The following is a 26,364-nucleotide window of genomic DNA, read 5'->3' as shown; positions in this document are numbered from 1 at the left end:
GCATGAGCGCACACGGACCGATGCCGCGATCGGCCTGGATATTCCCGGCGCTGGCGGTGCTGCTGTTTGCCGTGGCCACCGTCCTTGGGCTCGACTTTACGCCGTCGGCCGGCGGGCTGTTGTTCGCGGCCGTGCTGCTGGCGATCCTGTTCGGCACGGTGTTCGCGGCTGTGCACCATGCCGAAGTGATCGGCGAGCGGATCGGCGAGCCCTACGGCACGTTGGTGCTGACGCTCTCAATCACCATCATCGAAGTCGTGCTGATCGCGACCATCATGCTGGGTGAAAAGCCGGTGCCCGCGCTGGCGCGCGACACGGTGTTTGCGGTCGTGATGATCGTATGCAACGGGCTGGTCGGCCTCTGCATCTTCATCGGTGGGCTGCGCTACCGCGAGCAGGATTTCCAGGTCTCCGGCGCCAACCTTTACCTCAGCGTGCTGTTCGTGCTGGCGACGATCACGCTGGTCATGCCGAACTACACACTGACCACGTCGGGCCCGGTCTATTCGTCGGCGCAACTTGGTTTCGTCAGCGCCGTCACGGTCGTCCTCTACGCCGTGTTCCTCTATACCCAGACCATCCGGCATAGCGACTATTTCGTCAGTAACGGCGGTGATGCGGCGCATGAAGCTCCGATGCCGAATCGGATGTTGGCGCTGAGCGTCGGGCTGCTGTTGGTATCGCTGCTGGCGGTGGTGCTGCTGGCGAAGAAATTCTCGCTGGTGGTCGATGTCGTGACCGCGATGATTGGCGCGCCGCCGGCCTTCGCCGGCGTGCTGGTGGCGCTGTTGATCCTGCTTCCGGAAAGCGTCGCGGCCGTTGGCGCCGCGCGCAAGAACGAACTGCAGAAGAGCATTAATCTAGCGCTGGGATCGTCGCTCGCCACGATCGGGCTGACAATTCCGGCCGTCGCCGTTGCCGCCTACACGCTCGGCAAGCCGCTGGTCCTCGGGCTCAACACCCAGGAGATGGTGCTGCTGATGCTGACTTTCGTCATCAGCATGCTCACCTTTGGCACCGGACGGACCAACATCCTGTTCGGGCTGGTACATATGGTGGTGTTTGCCGTATTCCTGTTCATGGTGTTCGTGCCGTAATCGGAGAAAAACAGATGCTCGCCGCCAAATCCGACGTTCAGGTCGATACCCCGGAAGTCCGTGTCACCGAATGGCGGCTGGCGCCGGGCAGCGCCACCGGCCATCACACCCATGGGATGGATTACGTGATCGTGCCGGTGACCTCGGGCGAGATGACCATCGTCGCGCCAAATGGCGAGCGCACCAAGGCGCAGCTCGGGGCCGGCAAATCCTATTTCCGGAAAGCCGGTGTCCAGCACGACGTGCTGAACGAGACGAACAGCGAGATCGTGTTTCTGGAGGTCGAGCTGAAGCCCTGACCCTCCATCTCAGGTCTAGGTTGCTTCGCCGGGCAGGGACGCCGTATGTTGCGCTGCGGCCTGGAGAGGGGGCAGATGCAAGCGGGTTCCGCCGCGCCTGCACAGGAACTGCTGAGTTGCCACCGATCCGTCGCAGTTGATCCCTCAATGTGCCTCAAAGTTCCGGCAATTGAGGGACCCGTGGGGAGTGGCCTGAATGCTGAATTACCTCAAGAAATTTGCGGTGGACATCTTCCCTTCGGTGGCTGCGACCGTCATCGGGGCCTACATCGTCAACCACTACATCGTCAGCAAGCCCGCCACGGACGCCCCTCCCGCCGCGGCGGTATCGCCCGCCAACCCCAAGGGGGATGGCAAGGCCGAAGCCAAATCCGATACCAAGTCTGATGCCAAGCCGGCCGAGAGCACGGCCAGCAATCTCCCCGCCGCAGGCGTCAAGGCACGTGGCATCTCCGAAAAGGCCATCATGGAGAAGACCGCTGCCGAACGGCCGGCGGTGGCCGAGAAGGCCCAGAAGGCCGACGAAAAGGCTGAAGCCAAAGCTGACCCCAAATCTGACGCGAACAAGTCTGACGCGAACAAGTCCGACGTGAAATCGGCCGAAAGCCCCGCTGACGCCGATCGCCGTCACGCTGCGGCGCCGCGCGAAAAGGAAAAGATTCGGGTCGTGCTGCCGTCGCCGATCCAGCCTTTGAATTCTCAGCCTGTGAATTCTTCGCCGGCGCCGGTTGCGGTTGCTCCACCCGCGCCGGCTGCCCCGGTCGAGACTTCGGCTGCGCCGGAGGAACGCCGCGACGCCAACGATCTGGCGCGCGCCGCGATCGAGCGCCTGCGCGCCAACGGCGAAACCTCGCCGCGCGTCGCCGAGCCTGCCCGCGCTTCCGAGGCGCCGAAGGTCGCGAATGCGCCCGTGGTCGCGGCTGCACCGGCGGTCACGAATGCACCTGTCACCGCGCATGCGCCCGCGCTTCGTCCGCTGCCGCCACCGATCATGGTCTCGGGGTCGCCCGTCGGCGAACCCTATGGTCAGGCTTCGTCGGGTCAGCCTTCATCGCAGGCACGGCCGCCTTATGCCGACGCCGGCAACCCGAACCGTCCCATCCCGCCCGCCGATATCCCCCTCTCGCGTCCAATTGATCTGCGCGCCGAAGTCGCAGAACCGTCGGTACGCGATCGCGCCACGGCGGCTGCCGAGGACGCGCTGTCCACCGCGAAGTCGATCTTCCACTCGGTGCTGCCGAGGTAAGCCAACTCGTAGCGTTTCGCATGACGCATGCCCCCGGATTAGTCCGGGGGCTTTTGTTTTCCCGCACGCGAAAGCGCGTCGGCGGAACTGCAGCGATGGCAAAGCCGGGAGCGCTAGCCGCCGGTGCGAGCAAGCCCGCTTCGCGCGGCTTCGTCCTTGGGCCGGAGCGCAAGCGCACGGCCATAGGATGCGAACGCCTTGGCCTTGTCGCCGAGCCGCTCATAGGTGGCGCCACGGGCCGACCAGGCTTGCGCACTGTTGGGATCGGTCTGCACCGCCTCGTCGAGATCGGAAGCGGCTTCCTTGGCCTTGTCGATCGCGAGGTAGCTGGTGGCACGCGCCAGCAGCGGCTCGACCCGTTGCGGCGTCAGACCATTGGCCGCGGTGAAATCCGCGATCGCCTGCTCGTGCTGCTTCGCCTTGATGGATCAGGCCGCGGCCGTACAGGGCCGGCACGTTGTAGGGATCGAGCGCCAGCGCGCGGTCGAATTCCGCCAGCGCCTCTTCGGTCTTCCCGGCTTTGACGAGCGCCTGGCCGCGTGCCGCGTGGCCCTGGGCATCGCTGACGCTTTGTCCGCTGATCGTGCCGGTCGGCTTCTGTTCGAGGACCTGCGGCTTTTCCTTGTCCGATCCCCACGATCCCAGGTCGAACGAACAGCCGCCGAGCGGAAGAGCAAAAACAGTTGCAAGCAGCGCGACAGATGCGGCCGTCAAGCGCGAGGCGCGGGAAGAGGCATTGCAATCCGTAACGGCCATGCAGCGGAAGACTTTCGGATTCGATGCAGTAATTCGTAACCTGCCGGAACGCAAAATGCATCGACCAAAATAGCCGCAACGCGGCCGGGGCGATTGCCATCCAACGTTTTCCGGATGACGGCGGCGGTCGCCGCGTCCCTTGCAAAATGATGCAGATGGCGGAGCGCGCACGACAACATTCGAACCGACTTGCCTGCGCTCAAAAACAAAACGCGGACCCGAAGTCCGCGTTTTCAATTCAGATCTCTTGGGAAGAACGCGATCAGCGCGGTCCGCGCGGACCTGCGCCCGGGCCACCACGACCGCCAGCACCACCACGGTCGCCACCGGGGCCGGCGCCGAACACCGGCTTCGGCTTCATCGGCAGCAGGCCTTCGCGCTGCAGCTTCTTGCGGGCCAGCTTGCGCGCGCGGCGCACGGCTTCGGCCTTTTCGCGGGCCTTCTTCTCGGAGGGCTTTTCGTAATGTCCGCGGAGCTTCATCTCGCGGAAAATACCCTCGCGCTGCATCTTCTTCTTCAGCGCCTTGAGGGCTTGGTCGACATTGTTATCGCGAACGAGAACCTGCACGCGGCATCCTCTTTCAATTGATCGGATAGGAATTCTGGTAAAGTGAAGGGCCGGCGAAAGGCCTAGCCCTCAACCCTGAGCGCGGGCATGTAGCAGACAAAACCGCTGATGTCCACCGGAGAAGGCGGTTTTGGGCCCGGGGACGCTACGAAAATCGGCGGAATTCGGCCAATACAGGGCCGGTTTCCGCAGATAACGAGCCCCTCACGGGCCTTCCCTAGCATCCGGGAACGTAAAAACATGCGGGAGGCGAGTATGAATACCAAAAAATATACCGCTGAAGCGATCGGTACGTTTTGGCTCACTTTTGCGGGATGCGGCAGCGCGGTCATTGCCGCCGGCTTTCCGCAGGTCGGGATAGGTCTGGTCGGTGTGTCCCTGGCGTTCGGGCTGAGCGTCGTGACCATGGCCTATGCGATCGGGCACGTTTCCGGCTGCCATCTCAATCCCGCCGTGACGGTCGGCCTTGCCGCGGGTGGCCGATTTCCGACCGGTCAGATCCTGCCCTATGTCGTCGCGCAGGTGATTGGCGCGATTGTTGCCGCAGGCTTGCTCTACGTGATCGCAAGCAGTGCGCCGGGCTTCGATCTGACCAAGGGCTTTGCCTCCAACGGCTATGACGCGCATTCGCCCGGCAAATACGGCATGGTGGCCTGCTTCATCACCGAGGTGGTGATGACCATGATGTTCCTGTTCATCATCATGGGCGCGACCCACGGCAAGGCGCCGGCGGGCTTTGCGCCGCTGGCGATCGGCCTAGCGCTGGTGATGATCCATCTCGTCAGCATTCCCGTCACCAACACATCGGTAAATCCGGCGCGCAGCACGGGCCCGGCGCTGTTCGTCGGCGGCTGGGCGCTGGCGCAGCTCTGGCTGTTCTGGGTTGCGCCGCTGATCGGCGGTGCTCTTGGCGGCGTGCTCTATCGCTGGCTCAGTGAGGAGCCGGCCGGCGTCGTGGAAGGCGTAAGGACGGCCTGATCTGCGATCTAGAGCATGATCCGGAAAAGTGTGTAGCGGTTTTCCCTCGCGACAAACGCAACACGTTTGCGCGGAGATCATGCTCAAACAAAAAGATAAAGTGGGATGACGATTCGAAGAAACCTCATCACACTTTAGCCCGGCGGGCACACCGCGCTATTTTTTGCTCGCCGGGACCACTTCGGTGACATGGCCCATCTTGCGGCCCGGCCGCGGCGGGCCCTTGCCGTAGAGGTGAACGGTGGCGCCGGGAACCGTCAGCCATTGCTCGTAGTCGAGGATATCGTCGCCGATCAGGTTGGTCATGGTGACCTCACCGTGACGAACCGGCTTGGCAAGCGGCCAGCCGGCGATCGCGCGGATATGCTGCTCGAATTGCGAGACCGAGGCGCCGTCCAGCGTCCAGTGTCCGGAATTATGCACCCGCGGGGCAATCTCGTTGACCAGCACATGCGGCCCGCCGTTTCCGCCAACGACGAACAACTCGACCCCGAGCACGCCGACATAGTCGAGCGCGTGGGCGATCTTTTCGGCGACGGCGCGCGCCTGTGCCGCCAGCTCGTCCGAAATCGCCGCCGGCACGCGCGAGAATTTCAGGATGTGATCGCGATGCTCGTTTTCGGTGACGTCGTAACACTCGACCGTGCCGTCGGCTCCGCGCGCGGCGATCACGGAGACCTCGCGCTCGTAGGGAACGAAGGCTTCGAGGATCGCGGATTTGGTGCCGAGGTCTTCCCAGACTTGAGCCGGATCATCGCCCTCGCGAATGATCGCCTGGCCCTTGCCGTCGTAACCGAAGCGGCGGGTCTTGATCACGGCGGGAAGGCCGATGCGGGCAATGGCGCTCTGCAGGCTTTCCACCGACGATACGTCGGCATAGTCGGCGGTGCCGATGCCGAGCCGCTTGACGAAATCCTTTTCGATCAGGCGGTCCTGCGTGGTCTCCAGGATCTTCTGCGCTGGTAGCACGGGACGCCGCGCATCCAGCACCATCGCGGTGGCCGCCGGCACGTTCTCGAATTCATAGGTGATGACGTCGACATCGTTGGCGAACAGTTCGAGCGCCTCGACATCGGCATATTCGGCGCAGGTCGCGTTCAGCACCACGTCGAAGGCGGGCGAGTCCGGATCCGGCGAAAACACCTGGCACCTGAGGCCAAGGCGTGCTGCCGCCATGGCCAGCATCCGGCCCAATTGTCCGCCGCCGAGAATTCCGATGGTGTCGCCCGGCTTCAGCTTCACTCTGCCTGAAGCCGTCACGCTGAACCCTCCGGACGCTCCTTGACCGCATCGGTCTGCTGCTTCCGCCAGGCGGCGAGCCTGCCCGCGAGCGGTGCGTCGTTCAGCGCGAGCACAGCGGCCGCGAGCAGGGCGGCGTTGATGGCGCCGGCCTTGCCGATCGCCAGCGTCCCGACGGGAACGCCAGCCGGCATCTGCACGATCGAGTAGAGCGAATCGACCCCCGACAGGGCCTTGGATTCGACGGGAACGCCGAACACCGGCAGCTCGGTCAGCGCCGCCGCCATGCCGGGCAGATGCGCGGCGCCGCCGGCACCGGCAATGATGGCCTTGAAGCCGGCGGCTTTGGCGCCCTTGGCGAAGGCGAACAGCCGGTCCGGGGTCCGGTGGGCCGAAACGATGCGTTTTTCGCAGTCGACCCCGAGTGCGGCCAAGGTCTCGGCAGCGTGGCGCATGGTCTCCCAGTCGGACTGGCTGCCCATAATGATGGCGATCGGTGCGGTCATCTCGTCAATTCTGTTCAGGAATCCAGAAACATAGGCCGATTATAGGATCGGCCAGGGGTTCATCCAAGGCGTGGCAAGGGATCAGGAATGGACTATCCTGTCTTGGTGAATCCCGGCAAGCCTTCATAAGCGTGCCTGCACAGGGAAGGCCATGAAGAAGAAAACCAGGGGAGCCGCGTCGAGGGCCGGAAAACGCCCCAAAAGCGCGGCTTCCGGGCGAAAATCCACACCGCGGCGATCCTCCGCACCGCCCTCCCGGCCACCAGCCACCTCCAACGACAGCAAGACGACGATTCGCCGGCTGAAGGCGCAATTGGCCCAGACGCAGGCGCAGATCGAGGAACTTCAGGCCTCCGCCGACACCGATTTCCTGCTGGGCATCCCGAACCGGCGTGGCTTCGAGCGCGAGCTCCATCGCGCGATCGCCTACATCAAACGCTACCGTGCCTCCGGCGCCCTCGTCGTGCTCGACGTCGATCGCCTGAAGCCGATCAACGACGCCTTCGGACATGCCGCGGGTGATCAGGTGCTCAAGGCCATTGTCGCGGCGCTGCTGGCGCAGGTGCGCGCTTCCGACGTGGTCGGCCGGCTCGGCGGCGACGAGTTCGCACTGCTGCTCTGGAATCTCAGCGAGACCGACGCCAGGGTCAAGGCGGCCGCGCTGGAAGAAGCGATCGATCGCCTCACCTTCGTGTTCGATGGCCGCACCATCACCGCGGGCGCTTCCGCAGGCGTCTCCGTTCTCGATACCCACTCCGAAGCCGGCCGCGCGCTGGAAGCGGCCGACAGCGCCATGTATGTGCGCAAGGCGCTGCGGCGACATGAGGCGAATTCGTAGATCTGTAGGGGGGCACGCTTGCGCTTTGCCTACCCAACGAATCTCCGATCAGCGGTCCATCACAACCCGCTGAGATCGTCCGGCACATTGCCGAACTTGTGCAGCAGTTTTGCATCGCCGAATTCGCCGAGCATTGGATCGCCGCTGCGGCTGAAGGCGACGGCGCCGATGCTGCCGGCCATCCGCGACATCGTCTCGGCACGGCGCAACGCAGTGGTCGGGCTCTGGCATTCTTCCGCGGCGCCCGCCACCGGCGAGCCGCTATCGTCCTGCAGGAATGGCATTGCGACGTAGTAGGTGACATCGGCCATTGTCTTGCTCCGGGTTTGAATGATCAGGCGGCGTCGCTCTCCACACGGGAGGCTCTTGCCGGCACGCAGCCGGCGGCGATGGCCGCCTGCAATTCCTCCAGCTCGATTTCCAGATATTCGTTCGCCATGATCAGCGCCTTGATGGTCGAGCGCAGATTGCCGTCGCACATCGCGATGGCCTGGTCACAGGCCTGCTCGTAACGGCTGTTGTCGGACAGGGGCGAGGGGGCGGACATGGCGGACTCCCGAGGCTGGCGGCAGAGGCATATGTTCTCTGTTTGTTCTCATGGAGTCAAGCCTCATCCGCCGACCGGTTGGCTTGTTTTTCCGGTCGAGCACCGCAGTCGCAGCACTGCAACATGTGTGGATGTCGGGGAAAAGAATCTGCCGAAACGCTGACGATTTTGTGCGCCGAACTGGCGCAACGATCAGGCGATGATGTCAGGCGTGATCTGATCTTCGATGAAGGCGATGCGATCGCGCAATTGCAGTTTGCGCTTCTTCAGTCGCTGCAGCCGTAACAAGTCCGGTGCCGGCGACTGATGCAGCGCGTCGATCGCCGCATCGAGATCGCGATGCTCCTGCTGCAGGCGAGCGAGCTCGTTTTCAAGCTCGCGCTCATCTTCGTCGGTCATGGTGTACGTTAGCTGAAAGCGCGATCTGGTTGCGAACGGATTCTTCGAAGGCTGGCGGTGAATATCGTCGCTGCGAGGCCGCTCCGCAAGCTGACCTGGTTCCATAGTCACGATTGGTTACAGATAAACCCAAAAATATGAGGAGGCCCGATTCTGGAAATCCCATCGACAGATTCCAAGGCTGGTGTACACTCCGCCGTCCGGATCGAATCTGAGGTTTCACCCACCGAGGAGATTTCGTATGGCTCTACAGGCGCATCTTGTTGAACTTGAACGTAAACACAAGCTCCTCGAGAACGAATTGCACGAAGCGCTCGTGCACCTTTCCACAGACGACCTGCAAATTGTCGAGCTGAAGCGCCGCAAGCTAATGGTCAAGGACCAGATCGAGCGGTTGAAACAAACCGCCGACGAAACCCTCCACTAACCAGTCCCGCAGAGTATTCGAAACGCCACGCAGCCGATGGGCGCACAAGCGCTCATCGGATTGATGTTGGCTGCGCGGTCCCGTTCAGCGTTCGGCCAGCGTGCCGACATGATCGGCGATCGCGAGCGACGACGTCAGCCCTGGCGATTCGATACCGAACAGGTTGATCAATCCGGCCACGCCATGATCGGCAGGGCCTTGGATCAGAAAGTCCTGTGTGGCGACGGCTGGCGGTACGATCTTCGGCCGGATTCCGGAATAGCTCGGCATCAGCGCGCCGTCCGGCAGCGTTGGCCAGTAGCGCCGGATCGCGGGATAGAATCGCTCGGCGCGAGAAGGGTCCACCGCATAGTCGATGCTCTCGACCCATTCGACGTCAGGCCCGAACCGCGCCTGTCCGGCCATGTCGAGCGTGAGGTGCACGCCCAATCCGCCGGGCTCGGGCACCGGATAGATCAGGCGTGAAAACGGCGCCCGCGCGCTGCAGCTGAAGTAATTGCCCTTGGCCAGATAGGCGCAGGGAATCATTTCGATCGGCATACCCTCGATGCTGCGCGCGACCGCGGGCGCGCTCAAGCCTGCCGAATTGACGAGCAGGTTGCACGCGAGTGTCATCGGCGCATCGCCGCCGGCTTCGATTTCGATGCGGCCGGCATTGGCCCGGGCGTGCAGCAGCGGGGTGTGGAATGCGTAAGCCGCGCCGGCTTCTTCCGCATCGCCCCGCAGTGCCAGCATGTAGGCGTGGCTGTCGATGATGCCGGTGGATGGAGAAAGCAGCGCCGCATCGCAATTCAGCGCCGGCTCCAGTTCGCGCGCCGCTTCGCCCGTCAGCAATTGCATGTCGTCGACGCCATTGGCTTGCGCATGGGCGCGGATCGATTGCAGCTTTTCGGTTTCCTTCGGCGTCGTCGCCACGATCAGCTTGCCGCAATTGCGATGCGGGATGCCGTGGTCGCGGCAATACCGGTAAAGCGCATGCTTGCCGCTGACGCACATCTGCGCCATCAGGCTGCCGGCGCGGTAATAGATGCCGGCGTGGATCACCTCGCTGTTGCGCGAGGAGGTGATGGTGCCGATGCCCTCGGCGGCCTCGAGCACGATCACTTCGCGGCCCGCCTGGGCCAGCTGTCGGGCGATCGCGAGCCCGACCACCCCCGCTCCGATGACGACGCAATCGACCTTGTCCATGTCTGCTTCAGGCCCGGAAATCTGGCGCAGGAATCGGCGCTTGCCATGCTCGGTGATAACAGCTTCGTTCGCCGAAGCCGTCGACCAACCCGTTGGTTTGTCTCGACATACGCCGCCAACGCAGCCCCGTTAGTAAAACATTAATCATGTCAGGCCAATTGCCGTAATTTGGGTCACATTTTAGAATTGCACGGGTAGGCGTTTACCCGATCCAAACCCGTCAAGCCAGACACTCCGCCCGCAAACCTCGGGTGGGTAATGGCTGACAGCAACTGGCAGGCAGGACGGAAGAATTCGATTCCGGCGCAGGCCCTCGTCTGTCTGCTCGCCACCGCCATGCCGTGCGGAATCGCATGGGGCGCCGGGCCTTCCGAGGGCTTTGCGCCGGCGAGCTATATCGGCGAATTCGATCCCAATCGGGTGTGGGAGTTCCTGATCGGCGGGGTAGTCGTCGTTTCCTTCCTGGCTGCGATCGGCATCTGGATTTTGGCGGCGTTGCGCGGGGCGAAGAGCGCGCAAATGCAGCGTAGCGCGTTCATCAGCTCGGCGCTCAACAACCTCAACCAGGGCGTGATGATGACCAACGCGCAAAATCGCGTGGTCTTCTGCAACGACCGCTTTCTCGAAATGTACGGGCTCAGCCGCGCCGAGATTTCGAGCCGCATGACCGGCCGCGAACTGCTCGAATTGCGGCGCGCGCGGGGGTTGCTCAATATCACCGTCGAGGAGTTCGGCAAGCTGGCCCGCCGCCCCGAAGGCGTCGTCACAGAACTGCCGGGCGGGCGATCGGTACTGTCGAAGATCTTCCGCCTGCCCAATGGCGGGACGATCGGAACGCATGAGGATTGCACCGAGCAACGCCAGCTGTCGCGCAAGCTGGCATCGACCACCAAGTTTCTGGAATCGGTACTCGATAACGTTCCGGTCTGCGTCGCCGCCAAGAACATCGAGGACGGTCGCTACATCTTCGCCAACCGCGCGTTCGAGCGCTTTTCGCGCTTCTCCCGCGATCACATCGTCGGCAAGCGCGCCGACGAGATATTCCGGCCCGAAACCGCAAAACGCATCGAGATCGCGGACCAGGCGGCGCTGACCGCGCCGGAAGGCTATCACCGCAGCGAATACAGCGTCGAACGCGGCGACGACGAACGCGTTCTCTCTTCCAATCGCGTGGTGGCGCGCAACGAGAGCAACAAGCCGGAATTCCTGATCACGCTGTTCGACGACGTCACCGACCGGCGGTCGCTGTCGCGCGAACTCGAAAACACCAAGAAATTCCTCGAGCTGGTGGTCGACAACATCCCGGTGTCGCTGATCGTCGAGCGCGTCAGCGACGGGCGCTATCTGCTCGCCAACCGCAGTGCCGAGACCATTCTCAATCGCCGCCGCGAGGACGCCACCGGCCTGACCGCCGCCGACATCTTCAACCCGCGCGAGGCCAAACTGATCATCGCGCGCGATGAGGCCGCGATCAAGAAGCGCAGCCTGCTCACCGAAGAGCATCCGATCTCCACCAAGGATGGCTTACGGCTGTTCCTGACCCGTCGCATGACCGTGCTCGACGAGGCCGGCGAGCCGCAATATCTGATCAAGACCCATGAGGACGTCACCGACCGCCGCCAGACCGAGTCGCGGATGGCGCACATGGCCTATCATGACGGCCTGACGGATCTGCCGAACCGCGCCGCCTTCCTGCAGGCGCTGGCGCAGATGATCGAGGCCTGTGCCGGCACCGACGAGGAGTTCGCGGTGTTGTGCGTCGACCTCGACGGCCTGAAGGAAATCAACGACGTGTTCGGCCACGCGATGGGCGACAAGCTCCTGATCGAGGTCGCCGGCCGCATCCAGGCCTGTGCCCGCGGCGGCGTGGTCGCCCGCCTGTCCGGCGATGAGTTCGGCCTGATCATCGACGGCAAGCAGCCGGAGGCGGGCCAGGCGCTCGCCGAAAAACTCGCGCAAACCCTGTCGGACGAATTCGTGATCGACGGCAAGTCGGTGCGGACCGGTGTTACGACCGGCATCTCGGTATTCCCGCATAACGGCTCGGACGCTGCATCGCTGCTCGCCAATTCCGGCGCGGCGCTGTTCCGCGCCAAGCAGAAGTCGCGCGGTTCGATCAGCATTTTCGAGCCGGAGATGGACCAGCAGATCCGCGATCGCCGCGTGCTGCACCAGGACCTCTCGATGGCGATCCGGAACGGCGAATTGTCGCTGTATTACCAGCCGCAGGCAGCAGCCGGCCCGACGATCGGCAGCAGCAAGGTGATCGGCTTCGAAGCGCTGGCGCGCTGGATCCATCCGGTGCGCGGTTTCGTGTCGCCGGGCGAATTTATTCCGCTCGCCGAAGAGAGCGGCCTGATCGTCGAAATGGGCGTGTGGATCCTGCGCGAAGCCTGCCGGGAGGCCGCCTCCTGGCCGGTGCCGATGCAGATCGCCGTCAACCTGTCGCCGGCGCAGTTCATGCATGGCGACGTCGTCAGCCTGGTGCATTCGATCCTGCTCGAGACGGGGCTGGCGCCCGACCGGCTCGAACTCGAAATCACCGAAGGCGTGTTGATCGAGGATTTCGACCGCGGTCTCGCCTTGCTGAGACGGCTGAAGTCGCTCGGCGTGCGGATCTCGATGGACGATTTCGGCTCCGGCTATTCCTCGCTGAGCTACCTGCAGGCGTTTCCGTTCGACAAGATCAAGATCGACCGCGCCTTTGTCATGAATCTCGGGCGCAATCCGCAATCGGCGGCGATCGTTCGCGCCGTCATCGACCTCGGCCACGGCCTCGAAATGTCGATCGTCGCCGAAGGCGTGGAGACCCAGGAACAGCTCAGCTTCCTCGCTGACGAAGGTTGCGACGCGGTGCAGGGCTATTTCCTCGGCAAGCCCCAGCCGATCGGCCACTACGCCGCGCTGGTCGGTCGCAGCGCCGCCAACGACGTCGAAACCGAACGCAAGCTCGCCAGCGCCTGATTTCGCCAAGCTGCGTCATCCCGGTCCCACGGCCTGATTACGCCGCTGAGCTGGTGACCCCTCGGCCTTTTTCGGATTTTGAGCGCGCCGAGGCCTTGGCTTGCCTTCCTCTGCAGGCCCAGTTAGCCTGACGGCCTATTTGATCGAGAAAGGAGGGCTGCGGGTGACGACATTTTTCCACCACTATCGCCAGCGTGGCCCCGTCAACGCCCTGCAAATGCGTTTGCAGGGCTGACCAGAGACCTTTCGTAAATCTCTTCCTGGTCTGCCCCCGTGGCAATGCGACGTCGAACGCCTGATCGTTCGCGCCTGCATTTTCCGTAGCTCGCCGCGCGCCGACACCACGTCCGATGATGGCTGCATGTCCCGGACATCGCGGTCGCCGGCAAGACCAGGGAACGATCATGACGCTTATCACCATCCGTAATCTCGGCGTGACGCTGAACGCTCCGCTGTTTTCTCGACTGAACCTCATCGTCAATGCCGGTGACCGCATCGGGCTCGTCGCCGCCAATGGACGCGGCAAATCCACGTTGCTGCGTTGCATTGCCGGCCTGATGGAGCCAGGCGAGGGCGAGATCACGCGATCACGAGGACTGACCATCGGTTATGTCGAGCAGGACGTGCCGTCGGCGCTGATGGATACGCCGTTCTATACGGCGGTGCTCGAGGTGTTGCCCATTGAACGACGGACAAGCGACGGTTGGAGGGTTGACGTTGCCCTGGAATCGCTTGATGTGCCCGAGGCGTTGCGGCAGCGGCCGCTGAAGCAACTGAGCGGCGGCTGGCAGCGGCTCGCCATGCTTGCCCGCGTCGTGGTGACCGAGGCCGACGTGCTGCTGCTCGACGAGCCGACCAACCACCTGGACCTCGCGAGGATCGGTCAGCTTGAAAATTGGCTGAACGCGTTGCCGCGCGATATGCCGGTCGTGATATCGAGCCATGACCGGGCCTTTCTCGACGCAACCACGAACCGCACGGTATTCCTGCGGCCCGACCAGTCGCAAATATTTTCATTGCCCTATACGCGGGCCCGCGCTGCGCTCAGCGAGGTCGATGCATCGGATCAACGGCGCTACCAACGCGACCTGAAGGCGGCCCAGCAGCTTCGCCAGAACGCGGCAAAGCTCAACAATATCGGCATCAATTCCGGCAGCGACCTTCTGTTGCAAAAGACCAAACAATTGAAGCAGCGCGCCGAGAAGCTGGAAGAAGCAGCAAAGCCGGCCCACCTGGAGCGATCCGCAGGGACGATCAAGCTGGCCAACCGCGGAACGCATGCCAAGGTTCTGATTGCGCTTGATGATGCCGCCGTCGTCGCCCCGGACGGCAGGCTGCTGTTCAGAACCGGCAAGCAGTTCATCTGCAAGGGCGACCGGATTGTGCTTTTGGGGCCGAACGGGGCAGGGAAGACCCGGCTCGTGGCGATGCTGCGGCAGGCGATCGAAAATCCGGCAGCCACGCAGACTGGCATCAAGGTCACGCAGTCGCTTGCTCTCGGCCATTGCGAACAGGATCTTGCCGGTCTTGCCGATGCGGAGACGCCGATGGAGGCGATCGTCACCCGGTTCGAGATCGGCGATCAGCGGGCGCGTGCATTGCTCGCCGGTGCCGGCCTGTCCGTTGCGATGCAGGGCCGTCCGATCGGCCGGCTTTCCGGCGGACAGAAGGCGCGTCTCGGCATGCTTTTGCTACGGCTTGCCCAGCCAAACTTCTATCTGCTCGACGAGCCCACCAATCACCTTGACATCGAGGGGCAGGAGGCGCTGGAGGACGTACTGCTGGAACATGAGGCAAGCTGCCTCTTGGTTTCACACGATCGCAACTTCGTGCGAGCGGTGGGAAACCGCTTCTGGCTGATCGAGAAAAAGAAGCTGGTGGAACTGGAAGGACCGGAGCGCTTCTTCACTTCGATCGGCGCAACCGGGTAAAGCAGCAGCTGGTGCGGTATTTGCCCGGACTTGATTCATTTCCAGGAGCGAGATCCACTTTTGGCCATCATGCCCTAGTGTAGTGAAATCAGATTCTCTCCAGTAGCGCTCGCGTATGGCGGACTACGATCTCGCGATCATTGGCGGCGGGTTGAACGGCGTCAGCATCGCGCGCGACGCCGTCGGCCGTGGCTTGCGCGTCATCCTGCTGGAGCAGGGCGATCTCGGAGTGGGCGCCTCCTCGGCCTCGCCGCGGCTGATCCATGGCGATCTGGCGGGGCTGGAGCGCCGGCATTTCCTGCGCGTCCGTTCCGCGCTCGGCGAGCGCGACACCTGGCTCAGGATCGCGCCGCATCTGGTGCGCCCGATGCGCTTTGCTATCCCCGCCCACTCGGACGAGCGTCCGGACTGGCAGTTGCGCTCGTGGCTGCTGGTGTACGACCGGCTGGCCTCGCGCAGCGGCCTGCCGGCCTCGGCGACGGTTGACGTCACGCATCATCCGGTCGGCAACGCACTGAAGCGGCCGTTCGGCACCGCCTTTGAATATTCCGACTGCGTCGTGGACGATTCGCGCCTGGTGGTTCTCACCGCCGTCGATGCCGCGGCGCGCGGCGCGGTGATTCGCACCGGCGCGCGCTGCAGCCGGGCCGAACGCGGCAGGGAATGGCGGCTGGTGACGAAAGATCGCGGCTTCCGCCAGGTGGTCACGGCCAGGGCGGTCGCCAACGTCACCGGCGCCTGGACGTCGTCCGTCGCCGAGACGGTGCTGCGCGTGCCGACGCGGAAGGCGACAGCAATGCAGATGAGCCAGATCATCGTCCGCCGCCTGTTCGACAGCGACAACATCTATGTGTTCCAGAACAGCGACGGGCGGCTGATCTTCGCCAGTCCCTATGAGCGCGATTTCACCCTGATCGGCACCGTCAGCCATGCCTTCAAGGGCGACCCCGCCATCGTCGCGATGGCGGCCGGCGACGTCGCCTATCTCTGCGATGCGGCGAACCGCTATTTCCGCGAGCGGATCGAGACAGTCGACGTGGTGCGCACGCTTTCCGGCGCCAACATGGTGCTGTCAGCCGCGAGCGGGCGCGACGGCGCGATCACGCTCGACCACGGGCGGGGCAAGGCGCCGCTGTTGACCGTGTTCGGCGGCGATGTCACCACCTCGCGGCTGCGCGCCGAGCGGGCGGTCTCGGAATTGACGCCGTTCTATCCGATGTCGGCGCGCTGGACCGCACAGGTGCCGCTGCCCGGCGGCGATTTTGCCTGGGACCGCTTCGACAACGAAGTTGATGAGGTGCGCGAGCGCTGGCGGTTTCTCGACGAGGCGCAGGCGAGGCGGCTGGTCGCCGCCTACGGAACGAACGCCAGGGAGATCCTCGGCGATGCCAAAGAGCGCGGTGACCTCGGCCAGGCCTTCGGACCGGAATTGACGGCCGCGGAAGTGCGCTATCTCATGAATAAGGAATGGGCGCGTTTTCCGGACGATATCCTGTGGCGGCGCTCAAAACTCGGCCTTACCATGCCGCCGTCCGATCGCGACGCGCTGGCGGCGTTCATGGTGGCAGCGATGTGAGGAACGGATCGCCCATGTATCGTCCGATCATCCCGACTGTCGTCATTGCCGGGTTCGGCATGCTGTTCGGGATGACCTTTCGCTATTTCTTGGACGATCCGCTGGAAGCGACCGTGGCGAACTATCTGCGAAGCGGCTTCCACGGCATGGGCGTGGCACTCGCCGGCTGGGCTACCCATCTTTATTTTGCTTCGCGGCGGGGCGACTGGATCAGCAGATGGCCGCTGCTGGTGGATCTGGCGGTGCGTTCCGCGGCCATGGCCGTCGTCGTTGCAGTCACCGTCCTGACCCTTGAACCACTGCTTTATGGGCATCGGATCGAGGCCCACTGGCTGGTCGAAAAATTTCCTACGATCGTTGCGATCAGCTTCTTTGGTGCCCTGCTCATCGGGTCGATCTATGAACTGACGCGGCTGGTCGGCAGCCGCGTGCTGTTCAACGTGGCGCTTGGCCGATATCGGACGCCGGTGCGGGAAGCGCGCGTGCTGATGTTCCTCGACCTTGCAGGCTCGACCTCGCTGGCCGAGGAGATGGGGGAGTTGCGCGTGCAGAGCCTGCTCACCCGCTTCTTCTACGACATCGACGACGCGATCGTCGCGCTTGGTGGCGAGGTTCACGCCTATGTCGGCGACGAGGTCATCGTGACGTGGCCGCTTGATGACAAGATGTCGGGTGGGCGCTGCATCGACTGCTTCTTCGCGATTGCGGACAGCATCGCGGAAAAGGCGGACTTCTACCGTCAGGAATTCGGCATGGTGCCGAGCTTCCGCGCCGGCCTGCATGCCGGTCAGGTGGTCATCAGCGAGTGCGGCAGCTCACGCCGTCAACTTGCCTATTTCGGCGATACCGTGAACGTGACAGCGCGGCTGCAGGAGCACTGCAAGGAGATGGGGCGGAATTTGCTGGTCTCTGCCGATTTGCTGCGTCACATGAAGCTCAAGCCGGCGTTCGCCGTCGAAGCGTTGGGGGAGGTTCGCTTGCGCGGGCGGACGGCCGCGATCGAGGTGTTTGCCGTCGAGCGCCGTACCTGACTGCAGCTGCGGCCGCGGCTAATGTCGCTGCGCCGCGCGCGCCCACGCCTCGTCGCGCGCCGATGGCCTGCGGTCGAGCCGGGCCGCGATGATTTCCGCGGCCTTGTCGCTGTGACCCGCGCGAATATGGGCGACGATCAGCGTGTCCTCCCACAATTCGCGCTGGGCGTGGCTACCGCCGATCCGCGTCAGTTCGGCAACGGCAGGCTCGAGCAGGCGGATCGCCTCAGCATGATCGCCTTCGGCAAATGCCCTGATGCCGCGGCAGAGTTCGATGGCGGCGCGACCGGGCAGCAGCTTGCCGTCGGCGGCGCGCGCTTCGAGTTGCGCCAGTCGCGTCTGGAGCGCATCGCCGCCGGTCATCGCGGTCGCCAGCGCGAAATGCACGTCGGCAAAATGCGCGCCGGCCTGCGGAAAGTATTTTTCGCCGTAAGCGGCGACATCCCGCCAATGCGGCTCCAGCCCGGTCTGGCCGGCCAGCGCAAGCCGCCACAGCAGCGAGGCGCCATCGGTGAAGATGTTCAGCGGCGGGTAGGGGCGGCCCGCCGGCTTGATATGCTGTTCGTAGATCGCAAGCGCGCCGTCGAGATCGTCGGCGTCGAGCAAGGTCAATGCGACGTGCCAGGCCAGATGGCCATGCAGAAAACTCTGGCGATCATGCGCGGGCATCCATTGCGACAGAAACTGACGGCCCGCTGCCATGTCGCCCTGCTCGAACATCGCATGCGAAAGACCATGCGCGGCATTGGCGTTGGCTGATCGCAATTCCATCGCCTGTTCGGAGAGCACCCGGCCGATGGAGAGATTTCCGGCTTCCGTGTGCGACCAGCCGAGATAGCTCATGAACCACCAGTCGTCGCCATAATGCGGTGCGTGGCGTTCGCAGATCGCAAGTTTCGCGGCATCGTGATCGGGGCGGCCCGAGAAGGCGTAGAGACCGAAGGCGCCAAGCAGCATCGACAGCACCTGCGCATCGCGGGGATATTCGTCGAGATGGGATTCGGCGCCGCTGACCGCGATTTTTGGCTTGCTCTCGATGACAGCGGCGATGATCTCGACATGGCTCCTTTCGCGCGGCGTTGCGCCGGTGGCAAGCTCCCGGGCCTGCGCTGCCATGGCGCGCGCCTTGCCGCCTTCCATGTTGAGTTGATGCACCCGGGCACGGCCGATATGCGCCAGCGCAAATCCGGGATCTTCCGCGATTGCCTTGTCGAAAGCGTCCTCGGCGCCATGCCAGGCCGACAACATGCAGTCGACGCCGTCGCGGTAATGCGCCGCCGCGCGGTCCGAGGTGGTCGTCAGCGGCAGGTCATATCTGTCCCGGTTCATTTTCTTGTCCTTGGGCCCGAGGGTGGGGCAGCCTAGCAGAGACGAGCGCTGCAGCATCCACAATATTGTGGCTGCTTGTCTCCAGCCGGTTGAGCGGATGCCGATCCGCCGCTAGCGTGCGGCCACGATGGGCCCAGGCAGGTGACATGACTGAAGAATCGCCTGATATCGACACGCGGAATATCGACGTATCGGCGCAACACGCCGATGTGGCGGTCGCCGACGCGCCGCTGCTGCGCATCGAGGCGGTTTCCAAGAAATTCGGCAGCTTTCTCGCCGTGGACCGGCTCTCGCTCGACATCAAGGCAGGCGAGTTTTTCGCGCTGTTGGGTCCGAGCGGCTGCGGCAAGACCACGCTGCTTCGGATACTCGCCGGTTTCGAGACGCCCGATGAGGGGCGCATTTTGCTCGGTGGCAGCGATATCGCGCCGGTGCTGCCGCATGAGCGGCCCGTCAATATGATGTTCCAGAACTACGCGCTGTTTCCGCATCTTTCGGTGCGGGAGAATATCGCGTTCGGGCTGAAGCGCGCCGGGATGGCCCGCGCTGCCATCGACACCCGCGTTGCCGAGATGGTGGCGCTGGTCAAGCTCGAGGGCATGGAGAAGCGCAAGCCCGATCAGCTCTCCGGCGGCCAGAAGCAGCGCGTGGCGCTGGCGCGCTCGTTGGCGCGGCGGCCCAGGGTGCTCCTGCTCGACGAGCCGCTGGCCGCGCTCGACAAGAAGCTGCGCGAAAGCACGCAGCAGGAACTGATGGAACTGCAGCGTCGGCTCGGCATGACCTTCATCGTCGTCACCCACGACCAGGAAGAGGCGATGACGATGGCAAGCCGGATCGGCGTCATGAATGCCGGCCGGCTCGAACAGGTCGCGACCCCGCGCGATCTCTACGAGGCGCCTGCCTCGCGCTGGGTCGCCGAGTTCGTCGGCGACGTCAATCTGTTCGACGGCGACGTCACCTCGCACGAACACTTTCGCCTCGTCGTTGCGACCCGGGACGGCGGAAACATTGTGGTCGTGGAGCCGCGTCAGGTCGTCACGAAGTCGCAGGTCTCGGTCGCGATCCGCCCCGAGAAGGTGAAGATGTCGCGCCGGGGCTCGACGCCGGACGCGGCCGGTTCGCAGGCGATCAACCGGCTCGAAGGCGTCGTCACCGATGTCAGCTATCTCGGCGGCTCGACCGTCTACAAGATCCAGCTCGACACCGGCGCTGTGGTGCGCTCGTCGGTGGCGAACACGACCCGGCTCGATACCGATGCCTGCAGCGCAGGCCAGCGCGTGGTGGCGTGGTTTTCGCCCGATGATTGCCTGGTGCTGGAACGATGAGCGCGCGCCGCATCTTTGCACAGCCGGCGCGCTATGCCGCCATCGCGCCATATCTCTGGATGGTGCTGTTCTTCCTGGTGCCGTTCGGCTTCGTGCTGAAGATCAGCCTGTCGCAGACGGCGATCGCGCAACCGCCTTACCTACCGGTGTTCGATCTTGCCGAAGGATGGGCCGCAATCACTGCGGCCTTCTCGCAGTTGTCGCTGGATAATTTCGGGCTGCTGGCTTCCGACAGTCTCTACCTCAGCTCCTATCTGCGAAGCGTCGTGGTCGCCGTGATCTCGACATTGATGCTGCTCGTGATCGGCTACCCCATTGCCTATGGCATGGCGCGGTTGCCGCAGCGCTGGCAGCCGATCGCGATGATGCTGGTGATCGTGCCGTTCTGGACCTCGTTTCTGATCCGCATCTATGCCTGGATCAACATCCTGCAGCATGACGGCCTGCTCAACAAAGTGCTGCTCGCATTGCACGTCGTCTCCGCGCCGGTGGTGTGGCTGTCGACCGACACAGCGATGTATATCGGCATCGTCTATTCCTATCTGCCGTTCATGATCCTGCCGCTCTATGCGACGCTGTCCAAGCTGGACGCCTCGTTGCTCGAGGCGGCTGCCGATCTTGGCGCGTCGCCGCGGCGGGCGTTCTGGCTGGTGACGTTCCCGCTGTCGTTGCCCGGCGTCGGCGCCGGCGCGCTGCTCTGCTTCATCCCGATCCTCGGCGAGTTCGTGATTCCGGATCTTCTGGCCGGCTCCGGCTCGATGATGATCGGCCAGACGCTGTGGCTGGAGTTCTTCACCAACAAGGATTGGCCGGTCGCCGCCGCCGCGGCGATCGCGCTGCTGGTGCTGCTGGTGCCGCCGCTGGTGCTCTACGACCGGATGCAGCGCCGTCAGCTCGGAGGAGCGAATTGATGGTGCGGCAGGTCAACAGGATGTCGCCGTTCAACGTCACCTCGCTGGTACTTGGGCTGGCGTTTCTGTACCTGCCAATCGTCATTCTCGTCATCTATTCGTTCAACGCCTCGCGGCTGGTGACGGTGTGGGGCGGCTGGTCGCTGCGCTGGTACTTTGAGTTCTTCAACGACCGCGCGATGCTGGACGCCGCCTGGATGAGCCTGCGCGTTGCCGCGGTATCGGCAACGATCGCAACCCTGCTCGGCACATTGGCAGCCGTAGGCCTGGCGCGCGGCGAACGCTTCAGGGGCAGGGCGCTGTTTTCCGGCATGCTCTATGCGCCGCTGGTGATGCCCGAGGTGATCTCGGGCTTGTCCCTGCTGCTGCTCTTCGTGGCGCTCAACGCCGAACGCGGCTTCTGGACGGTGACGATCGCCCACACCACGCTGACGATGTGCTTCGTCACGGTGGTGGTGCAGTCGCGCCTTGCCTCGCTCGACCGCAGCCTGGAAGAGGCCGCGATGGATCTCGGCTGTAATCCGGTGCAGGCATTTATTCGCGTGACGCTGCCGCTTATCGTTCCCGCGATTGCGGCAGGCTGGATGCTGGCCTTCACGCTGTCGCTTGACGACGTCGTGATCGCGAGTTTCACGACCGGCCCCGGCTCGGCGACGCTGCCGATCCGGATCTACTCCGAGGTGCGGCTCGGCGTGAAGCCCGAGATCAATGCTATTTGCACCATGGTGATCGCGCTGATCGCCGTGGTGATCGTGATCGCCTCACTGGCTTCAAAGCTGTCGAGCACGCAGGGCAAGAGCGCGGCGCCGCTGTAGTCTGGCGTCATCGCGAGGAGCGAAGCGACGAAGCAATCCATCTATCCCCGCGTTGAGGAATGGTTGCTTCGCTGCGCTCGCAATGACGTGGAGAGGGTAGGGGCTACATCTGAGAGGCGGTGCTTTGACTCATGAGGCCTGCCCGCTCAATCGTCCACATCCTCCTGCGGCCGTCCGAACAGATGCACGATGCCCGGCGTCGTGATCGAGACGAATACGAAGCGTGACAGATGATGGGCGCCGACGAAGATCGGATCGATATGCAGCGTGAGCGCCAACGCCAGCATGGCGTCCATCGCGCCGGGTGCAAACGCCACCACGACGTCGGCAAAGCGTACATGGGTGGTCAGCACGATCACCGTGACGAAAACGGCTGAAATGACGATGGCAACCGCGAACGAGCCCAGCCCGGCATTGATGTGGCTGACGAGCGTCTTCTTGCTGATCCGCGCAAAGCGTGTGCCGATCACGGCGCCGATGCCGACCAGCGCTATGTTGCGCATCCAGGGCGGCAGGCCGCCCTCGATCATCCCGGTGCCGTGCAGCACGGCCGAGGCGATCATCGCGCCGAACATCCAGCTTGCCGGAAAGCTGGCGAGCCGAAGCAGGAGCGCGACGACGATGGCAGCGCCGACCAGCACCGCGAGTTCGATCGGCGAGGCGATCAGGCTCGCCACCTCTACCGGCGCCGAGGGCGCGATGCCGGTCAGCGCCAGCAGCAACGGCAGCGCCGCCGTCAGGATGATCACCCGGATGGTCTGCACCACCGCGATCGCCGCGACGTCGGCGCCCTTTTCGGCGGCCAGCACGGTGATTTGCGACAGCGCGCCGGGGCTGCCGGCGAGCAGCGCCGAGGTCTGATCCCAGCCGTGGAAGCGCTGCAGATAGAAGCTGGAGCCGAAGGTCGAGCAGAACGTCGCCAGCGCCAACAGGCCGATGGTCAGGGGGTAGGCGCTCATGTGCTGGATCATTTGCCGCGACACCAGCGAGCCCAGCGTGATGCCGAGCAGCACCAGCACGGTCTGGGTCAGGATCGGCGGCATGGTCACCGGTCGACCCGCCAGCGCAGCGATGCCGACGGCAGCCATCGCGCCGGAAATCAGCCCGCCCGGCAAATTGAGCCACAGAAACAGCAAGCCGCCGGCGGCGCCGATGACGAGTGTCTCGAGCGTGCCCAGGATTTTGGCGCGGTCGGCGACGGCGGAAGATATCGAGGTGGGGATCAGGCTCACGCCGCCTTATGACAAATCCGCATGCGCCGGACAAATGCGTCACGCGATTGCAGCAATGCAGGGACGAGCCCTGCACAATGCCTGCACAAACCTTCCGCCGCGTTGGCTGAACGCGGGCTGAATGCGAACGCAGATGGTGCATCGTCGACGCCACGAAATTTTTACCACAGGGGTCGCTCGATGCGTTGTCGCAAGCTTTGGTTGCGCTAGGATGGCGCCCGCAGATGACTATCCCCAAGGAGACCAGGGATGACTATTCAAGCAAAAATACTGGGTGCGATTGCAGTGTCGGGTTTGGCTGCGTTGGCGATGGCGACGCAGGCGAATGCCCTGACAGCGCAGGAATGCAGCGCCAAATATCAGGCTGCGAAAGCCGCCGGCACGCTCGGCGACCAGAAGTGGAACGACTTCCGCAAGGCGCAGTGCGGCGCCGATGCCGCGCCCGCTCCGGCGGCCGCAGCGGCACCTGTTGCTGCGCCAAAGGAAGCCGCCAAGAAGGAATCCAAGAAGGAAGCCAAGGAGGCTGCGGCGCCTGCGGCCCCGGCGGGTCCCGCGGTCTATCCGAGCGCGGTCGATCCGAAATATTCCAAGGAGACCGCCGGCAAAGCCCGCATGCACACGTGCGTGGATCAGTACAACGCCAACAAGGCGACCAATGCCAATGGCGGGCTGAAGTGGATCCAGAAGGGCGGCGGCTATTTCAGCGAATGCTCGAAGAAGCTGAAAGGCGCGGCCTGAGCACGTAATCGACGCGGGCGCGGCCGGATGTCTCGGCCGCGCCTACAATTCGCGGAGCAATGTTTCGGCCGACTTCGCCACCAGCTGCGCGCGTTTGCGCTGGCCTCGTTCGAGAAACAAAAGGCTCTGGCCGAACACGAAGCAGTAGAACAGGAACGCCTGCGCGTCCGCTTCCTCTGGCGGCAAGCCGGTGGCGCGATAGAGCTGCCCGACATTTTTCAGGCGCGCGGCATCGACGCTGGCGACGGCTGCGGCGGCCAGCTCGTCGGAGCGGGCCCATTGCCGGATCGCCAGTTCGACCGCCATGCCCTCGGTATTGATGCGCTCGGAATAACGCGCGATCAGCGCCTTGAGCCGCTCGCGGGCGGTCGCGCCGTCGAGGCTGGTGTGTTTTTCGATCGCGGCAATGCGGCCCGCGCTCCAGTGCTGCAGCATGCCTTCCAGCAGCGCCGCGCGGTCGCGGAAGCGGCGGTAGAAGCCGCCCTTGGTGACGCCGAGGTTCTTGGCCAGCACTTCGACCCGCACGCCTTCGACGCCGGTCCGGGCGATCTCCTCAAAGCCAGCCTCGATCCAGCGTTCGCTCCGTATCTCGCCGGTTCGGCTGTCGCCTCTGGTGTCTGCCTTGGCGTCGCTCATGGGTCCGCTCTCACCGATTCTTGATACGGTGCCGTATTGCTAACCCGGCGACAGCCTGATACGCTACCGTATCAAGATGACAAAAGCGGGAGCAAACGATGGAGACGGACGCGACCTATCGCGGCACGGTCTATCCCTGGCAATGCGATCATGTCGGGCACATGAACATCATGTGGTACGTCGGCAAGTTCGACGAGGCCAACTGGAACCTGTTCGCCCGGCTTGGCCTGACGCCGTCCTATCTGCGTACGTCCGGCCGCGGCATGGCCGCCGTCCAGCAGACCATCGCCTACAAGCGTGAACTGCTGGCCGGCGACATCCTCGAGGTCAAAAGCCGGCTTCTGGAAATCCGCGACAAGTCGATCCGCTTCGTCCACGAGATGCGTAACGCCGAAACCGGCGAGATCGCCGCCACCTGCGAAATCGTCGGCGTCCACATGGACCGGCAGGCGCGCAAGTCGACCGCCTTCGCGCCCGCGATCCGCGACGTCGCAAGAAGGCATCTCGAACCGGCGATGGCCTGACCCATGGCGCGCTTCCAGCCGAAGAATCCGGACTATCGCGAGGTCGCGACCGATACGTTCAACCAGCAGCGGGCGATGCAGACGCTCGGCATTTCGATCGCCCGGCTGCAGCCGGGCGAGGTCGATCTCGCCATGAACTATCGGGACGAACTCACCCAGCAGCACGGCTTCATCCATGCCGGCATCATCACGGCGGCGCTCGACAATGCCTGCGGCATCGCCGCCTTCACGCTGATGCCGGCGGGGGCGGGGATTCTCACCGTGGAATTCAAGACCAACCTGCTGGCGCCCGCGCGCGGCGAGCGGTTCACCTTCCGCGCCACCGTCGTCAAGCCCGGCCGCACGCTGACCGTATGCGAGGCCCGCGCCTATGCGGCGCATGACGGGGTCGAGACGCTGATTGCGACCATGAGCGGCATGCTGATGGCGTTGCTGTCCCGCGAGGGGGGCGCCACGGACAAGGCGTTCGCACCGGCCTGACCCAGCTGCAGTGCATATTTATGCTAATTGCATAGCAGGATGTGAAAAATCCTTCTATGATCGCGGGGTGCAACAGAGTCTTTCAACTTGATCATCTCCACCGCGCAGGGCGTGATGGGACTGGCGTCGGGGATGCTGGTCGGGTTTTCGCTTGGCCTGGTCGGGGGCGGTGGCTCGATCCTGGCCGTGCCGCTGATGGTCTATGTGGTCGGCGTGGCGGAGCCCCATGTCGCGATCGGCACCAGCGCGATTGCGGTCGCCGCCAATGCAGCGGTCAACCTCTCCAACCATGCGCGCGGCGGAACCGTGATCTGGTCCTGCGCGCTGATCTTCGCCGCCGCCGGCGTGGTCGGCGCGTTCGGCGGATCGATCCTCGGCAAGATGATGGACGGTCAGCGGCTGCTGGCGCTGTTCGCGCTGGTCATGATCGTCATCGCGCTGTTGATGCTGAAGGCGCGCTCGCGCATCGGCCTGCCTGACGTCAAGGTCTCGATGTCGAACATATCAGCCATCGTCGGCCTGGGCCTTACGACCGGGAGCGTGTCGGGATTCTTCGGCATCGGCGGTGGCTTCCTGATCGTGCCGGCCCTGATGCTGGCGACCGGCATGCCGATCCTCAATGCCGTGTCCTCCTCGCTGGTCGCGGTCACCGCGTTCGGCCTCACCACGGCGGCGAGCTATGCCTGGTCCGGCCTGGTGTCGTGGGCGCTGGCGGGGCTGTTCGTGGCGGGCGGCATCGCCGGCGGCCTGGCCGGCACGCGTTCGGCGCGGCACCTCGCCGAGC

The 26,364-nt window shown here is 64.1% G+C and carries 28 protein-coding genes and 1 pseudogene; 17 read left to right on the top strand and 12 right to left on the bottom strand.

Annotated elements, in window-relative coordinates; translation table 11 throughout:
• The first annotated feature begins 2 nt into the window (after positions 1-2).
• The 3 genes from CQ12_RS27765 to CQ12_RS27755 all read left to right on the top strand — a co-directional run bounded on the left by CQ12_RS27765 (position 3) and on the right by CQ12_RS27755 (position 2,642).
• A complete protein-coding gene (locus CQ12_RS27765) occupies positions 3-1,097 on the top strand; it encodes a calcium:cation antiporter (RefSeq protein ID WP_057838476.1) in 1,095 nt (364 codons plus the stop codon).
• 14 nt (positions 1,098-1,111) lie between these two features.
• A complete protein-coding gene (locus CQ12_RS27760; RefSeq protein ID WP_057838475.1) occupies positions 1,112-1,396 on the top strand; it encodes a cupin domain-containing protein in 285 nt (94 codons plus the stop codon).
• 196 nt (positions 1,397-1,592) lie between these two features.
• Positions 1,593-2,642: a hypothetical protein gene (locus CQ12_RS27755; protein WP_057838474.1), complete on the top strand. Its 1,050-nt coding sequence runs from the start codon at positions 1,593-1,595 to the stop codon at positions 2,640-2,642.
• A 113-nt stretch (positions 2,643-2,755) separates the two neighbouring features.
• Here CQ12_RS27755 and CQ12_RS47930 read toward each other — a convergent pair whose 3' ends face one another.
• From CQ12_RS47930 to rpsU, 3 genes and pseudogenes are all read right to left on the bottom strand, one after another.
• Entirely contained in the window at positions 2,756-3,013 is a 258-nt protein-coding gene (locus CQ12_RS47930; protein WP_347337449.1) for a tetratricopeptide repeat protein, read from the bottom strand.
• Positions 3,014-3,116: 103 nt separating this feature from the next.
• Positions 3,117-3,398: pseudogene (locus CQ12_RS47925) on the bottom strand (tetratricopeptide repeat protein); the annotation flags it as partial.
• Between the two features lie 262 nt (positions 3,399-3,660).
• Entirely contained in the window at positions 3,661-3,966 is a 306-nt protein-coding gene (gene rpsU, locus CQ12_RS27745) for a 30S ribosomal protein S21 (protein ID WP_057838472.1), read from the bottom strand.
• Between the two features lie 255 nt (positions 3,967-4,221).
• Here rpsU and aqpZ point away from each other — a divergent pair, with 255 nt between their 5' ends.
• Positions 4,222-4,944, top strand: a complete 723-nt coding sequence (gene aqpZ, locus CQ12_RS27740; RefSeq protein ID WP_057838471.1) for an aquaporin Z — start codon at positions 4,222-4,224, stop codon at positions 4,942-4,944.
• A 156-nt stretch (positions 4,945-5,100) separates the two neighbouring features.
• Here aqpZ and CQ12_RS27735 read toward each other — a convergent pair whose 3' ends face one another.
• Both CQ12_RS27735 and purE read right to left on the bottom strand, forming a co-directional pair.
• Positions 5,101-6,204, bottom strand: a complete 1,104-nt coding sequence (locus CQ12_RS27735; protein WP_057838470.1) for a 5-(carboxyamino)imidazole ribonucleotide synthase — start codon at positions 6,202-6,204, stop codon at positions 5,101-5,103.
• Positions 6,201-6,689, bottom strand: a complete 489-nt coding sequence (purE, locus tag CQ12_RS27730; protein ID WP_057838469.1) for a 5-(carboxyamino)imidazole ribonucleotide mutase — start codon at positions 6,687-6,689, stop codon at positions 6,201-6,203. The genes CQ12_RS27735 and purE overlap by 4 nt, the downstream gene beginning before the upstream one ends.
• A 313-nt stretch (positions 6,690-7,002) precedes the next feature.
• Here purE and CQ12_RS27725 point away from each other — a divergent pair, with 313 nt between their 5' ends.
• On the top strand, positions 7,003-7,527 hold the full coding sequence (locus CQ12_RS27725) for a GGDEF domain-containing protein (protein WP_347337447.1): 525 nt from the start codon (positions 7,003-7,005) through the stop codon (positions 7,525-7,527).
• Between the two features lie 59 nt (positions 7,528-7,586).
• Here CQ12_RS27725 and CQ12_RS27720 read toward each other — a convergent pair whose 3' ends face one another.
• The 3 genes from CQ12_RS27720 to CQ12_RS27710 form a co-directional block, all read right to left on the bottom strand.
• Positions 7,587-7,838, bottom strand: a complete 252-nt coding sequence (locus tag CQ12_RS27720) for a hypothetical protein (RefSeq protein WP_057838467.1) — start codon at positions 7,836-7,838, stop codon at positions 7,587-7,589.
• Positions 7,839-7,861: 23 nt separating this feature from the next.
• The gene (locus CQ12_RS27715) at positions 7,862-8,074 is read right to left on the bottom strand and encodes a hypothetical protein (protein ID WP_057838466.1); all 213 of its coding nucleotides are present in this window, start codon (positions 8,072-8,074) and stop codon (positions 7,862-7,864) included.
• 192 nt (positions 8,075-8,266) lie between these two features.
• Positions 8,267-8,473, bottom strand: a complete 207-nt coding sequence (locus CQ12_RS27710; protein ID WP_027538800.1) for a YdcH family protein — start codon at positions 8,471-8,473, stop codon at positions 8,267-8,269.
• A gap of 241 nt (positions 8,474-8,714) precedes the next feature.
• On the opposite strand from CQ12_RS27710, the gene CQ12_RS27705 reads away from it, so the two are divergent.
• A complete protein-coding gene (locus CQ12_RS27705; RefSeq protein ID WP_057838465.1) occupies positions 8,715-8,900 on the top strand; it encodes a YdcH family protein in 186 nt (61 codons plus the stop codon).
• Positions 8,901-8,984: 84 nt separating this feature from the next.
• Here the strand turns inward: CQ12_RS27705 and CQ12_RS27700 are convergent, their stop codons facing one another.
• A complete protein-coding gene (locus CQ12_RS27700; RefSeq protein ID WP_347337448.1) occupies positions 8,985-10,118 on the bottom strand; it encodes an NAD(P)/FAD-dependent oxidoreductase in 1,134 nt (377 codons plus the stop codon).
• 228 nt (positions 10,119-10,346) lie between these two features.
• Between CQ12_RS27700 and CQ12_RS27695 the strand changes: the two genes are divergently transcribed.
• The 4 genes from CQ12_RS27695 (at position 10,347) to CQ12_RS27680 (ending at position 17,590) form a co-directional block, all read left to right on the top strand.
• Positions 10,347-13,052: a sensor domain-containing protein gene (locus CQ12_RS27695; RefSeq protein ID WP_057838463.1), complete on the top strand. Its 2,706-nt coding sequence runs from the start codon at positions 10,347-10,349 to the stop codon at positions 13,050-13,052.
• 404 nt (positions 13,053-13,456) lie between these two features.
• On the top strand, positions 13,457-14,983 hold the full coding sequence (locus CQ12_RS27690) for an ABC-F family ATP-binding cassette domain-containing protein (protein WP_057838462.1): 1,527 nt from the start codon (positions 13,457-13,459) through the stop codon (positions 14,981-14,983).
• Between the two features lie 115 nt (positions 14,984-15,098).
• Entirely contained in the window at positions 15,099-16,559 is a 1,461-nt protein-coding gene (locus tag CQ12_RS27685) for a glycerol-3-phosphate dehydrogenase (protein WP_057838461.1), read from the top strand.
• A 14-nt stretch (positions 16,560-16,573) separates the two neighbouring features.
• A complete protein-coding gene (locus tag CQ12_RS27680; RefSeq protein ID WP_057838460.1) occupies positions 16,574-17,590 on the top strand; it encodes an adenylate/guanylate cyclase domain-containing protein in 1,017 nt (338 codons plus the stop codon).
• A gap of 18 nt (positions 17,591-17,608) precedes the next feature.
• On the opposite strand, the gene CQ12_RS27675 is transcribed toward CQ12_RS27680, so the two are convergent.
• Positions 17,609-18,919, bottom strand: a complete 1,311-nt coding sequence (locus tag CQ12_RS27675; protein WP_063799828.1) for a tetratricopeptide repeat protein — start codon at positions 18,917-18,919, stop codon at positions 17,609-17,611.
• A gap of 146 nt (positions 18,920-19,065) precedes the next feature.
• On the opposite strand from CQ12_RS27675, the gene CQ12_RS27670 reads away from it, so the two are divergent.
• Genes CQ12_RS27670 through CQ12_RS27660 form a run of 3 tightly spaced genes read left to right on the top strand, consistent with a single transcriptional unit; the run spans position 19,066 to position 21,970 of the window.
• Entirely contained in the window at positions 19,066-20,244 is a 1,179-nt protein-coding gene (locus CQ12_RS27670; RefSeq protein ID WP_083519508.1) for an ABC transporter ATP-binding protein, read from the top strand.
• A complete protein-coding gene (locus tag CQ12_RS27665) occupies positions 20,241-21,155 on the top strand; it encodes an ABC transporter permease (protein WP_057838459.1) in 915 nt (304 codons plus the stop codon). The genes CQ12_RS27670 and CQ12_RS27665 overlap by 4 nt, the downstream gene beginning before the upstream one ends.
• Positions 21,155-21,970 (top strand): ABC transporter permease, encoded by an 816-nt coding sequence (locus CQ12_RS27660; RefSeq protein WP_430642282.1) that lies wholly within the window; start codon positions 21,155-21,157, stop codon positions 21,968-21,970. Before CQ12_RS27665 ends, CQ12_RS27660 begins: the two co-directional genes overlap by 1 nt.
• A gap of 146 nt (positions 21,971-22,116) precedes the next feature.
• Here the strand turns inward: CQ12_RS27660 and CQ12_RS27655 are convergent, their stop codons facing one another.
• On the bottom strand, positions 22,117-23,202 hold the full coding sequence (locus CQ12_RS27655; RefSeq protein WP_057838458.1) for an AbrB family transcriptional regulator: 1,086 nt from the start codon (positions 23,200-23,202) through the stop codon (positions 22,117-22,119).
• A 249-nt stretch (positions 23,203-23,451) separates the two neighbouring features.
• Here CQ12_RS27655 and CQ12_RS27650 point away from each other — a divergent pair, with 249 nt between their 5' ends.
• A complete protein-coding gene (locus CQ12_RS27650; RefSeq protein WP_057838457.1) occupies positions 23,452-23,940 on the top strand; it encodes a hypothetical protein in 489 nt (162 codons plus the stop codon).
• Positions 23,941-23,982: 42 nt separating this feature from the next.
• On the opposite strand, the gene CQ12_RS27645 is transcribed toward CQ12_RS27650, so the two are convergent.
• On the bottom strand, positions 23,983-24,576 hold the full coding sequence (locus CQ12_RS27645; protein WP_083519507.1) for a TetR/AcrR family transcriptional regulator: 594 nt from the start codon (positions 24,574-24,576) through the stop codon (positions 23,983-23,985).
• Between the two features lie 98 nt (positions 24,577-24,674).
• Between CQ12_RS27645 and CQ12_RS27640 the strand changes: the two genes are divergently transcribed.
• From CQ12_RS27640 to CQ12_RS27630, 3 genes are all read left to right on the top strand, one after another.
• Entirely contained in the window at positions 24,675-25,100 is a 426-nt protein-coding gene (locus tag CQ12_RS27640) for an acyl-CoA thioesterase (RefSeq protein WP_057838456.1), read from the top strand.
• Between the two features lie 3 nt (positions 25,101-25,103).
• Positions 25,104-25,580, top strand: coding sequence for a PaaI family thioesterase (locus CQ12_RS27635; protein WP_057838455.1), 477 nt, complete (start codon positions 25,104-25,106; stop codon positions 25,578-25,580).
• Positions 25,581-25,670: 90 nt separating this feature from the next.
• Positions 25,671-26,364 (top strand): sulfite exporter TauE/SafE family protein (locus tag CQ12_RS27630; RefSeq protein WP_057838454.1); only part of this gene is annotated, 694 nt, incomplete at its 3' end.

Origin of the sequence: Bradyrhizobium jicamae (genome assembly GCF_001440395.1) — a bacterium.
GTDB classification, from domain to species: domain Bacteria; phylum Pseudomonadota; class Alphaproteobacteria; order Rhizobiales; family Xanthobacteraceae; genus Bradyrhizobium; species Bradyrhizobium jicamae.
This window is presented reverse-complemented; position numbering and strand designations above follow the sequence as displayed.

Excerpts from the sequence above, each read along its gene's own strand:
- CQ12_RS27645 (WP_083519507.1), bottom strand. The coding sequence starts at position 24,576 with ATGAGCGACGCCAAGGCAGACACCAGAGGCGACAGCCGAACCGGCGAG.
- CQ12_RS27675 (WP_063799828.1), bottom strand. The coding sequence starts at position 18,919 with ATGAACCGGGACAGATATGACCTGCCGCTGACGACCACCTCGGACCGC.
- CQ12_RS27680 (WP_057838460.1), top strand. The coding sequence starts at position 16,574 with ATGTATCGTCCGATCATCCCGACTGTCGTCATTGCCGGGTTCGGCATG.
- CQ12_RS27635 (WP_057838455.1), top strand. The coding sequence starts at position 25,104 with ATGGCGCGCTTCCAGCCGAAGAATCCGGACTATCGCGAGGTCGCGACC.
- CQ12_RS27640 (WP_057838456.1), top strand. The coding sequence starts at position 24,675 with ATGGAGACGGACGCGACCTATCGCGGCACGGTCTATCCCTGGCAATGC.
- CQ12_RS27685 (WP_057838461.1), top strand. The coding sequence starts at position 15,099 with ATGGCGGACTACGATCTCGCGATCATTGGCGGCGGGTTGAACGGCGTC.
- CQ12_RS27765 (WP_057838476.1), top strand. The coding sequence starts at position 3 with ATGAGCGCACACGGACCGATGCCGCGATCGGCCTGGATATTCCCGGCG.
- purE (WP_057838469.1), bottom strand. The coding sequence starts at position 6,689 with ATGACCGCACCGATCGCCATCATTATGGGCAGCCAGTCCGACTGGGAG.
- CQ12_RS27665 (WP_057838459.1), top strand. The coding sequence starts at position 20,241 with ATGAGCGCGCGCCGCATCTTTGCACAGCCGGCGCGCTATGCCGCCATC.
- CQ12_RS27650 (WP_057838457.1), top strand. The coding sequence starts at position 23,452 with ATGACTATTCAAGCAAAAATACTGGGTGCGATTGCAGTGTCGGGTTTG.
- CQ12_RS27660 (WP_430642282.1), top strand. The coding sequence starts at position 21,155 with ATGGTGCGGCAGGTCAACAGGATGTCGCCGTTCAACGTCACCTCGCTG.
- CQ12_RS27760 (WP_057838475.1), top strand. The coding sequence starts at position 1,112 with ATGCTCGCCGCCAAATCCGACGTTCAGGTCGATACCCCGGAAGTCCGT.
- CQ12_RS27755 (WP_057838474.1), top strand. The coding sequence starts at position 1,593 with ATGCTGAATTACCTCAAGAAATTTGCGGTGGACATCTTCCCTTCGGTG.
- aqpZ (WP_057838471.1), top strand. The coding sequence starts at position 4,222 with ATGAATACCAAAAAATATACCGCTGAAGCGATCGGTACGTTTTGGCTC.
- CQ12_RS27710 (WP_027538800.1), bottom strand. The coding sequence starts at position 8,473 with ATGACCGACGAAGATGAGCGCGAGCTTGAAAACGAGCTCGCTCGCCTG.
- CQ12_RS27720 (WP_057838467.1), bottom strand. The coding sequence starts at position 7,838 with ATGGCCGATGTCACCTACTACGTCGCAATGCCATTCCTGCAGGACGAT.
- CQ12_RS27670 (WP_083519508.1), top strand. The coding sequence starts at position 19,066 with ATGACTGAAGAATCGCCTGATATCGACACGCGGAATATCGACGTATCG.
- CQ12_RS27715 (WP_057838466.1), bottom strand. The coding sequence starts at position 8,074 with ATGTCCGCCCCCTCGCCCCTGTCCGACAACAGCCGTTACGAGCAGGCC.
- CQ12_RS27690 (WP_057838462.1), top strand. The coding sequence starts at position 13,457 with ATGACGCTTATCACCATCCGTAATCTCGGCGTGACGCTGAACGCTCCG.
- CQ12_RS27695 (WP_057838463.1), top strand. The coding sequence starts at position 10,347 with ATGGCTGACAGCAACTGGCAGGCAGGACGGAAGAATTCGATTCCGGCG.
- CQ12_RS27705 (WP_057838465.1), top strand. The coding sequence starts at position 8,715 with ATGGCTCTACAGGCGCATCTTGTTGAACTTGAACGTAAACACAAGCTC.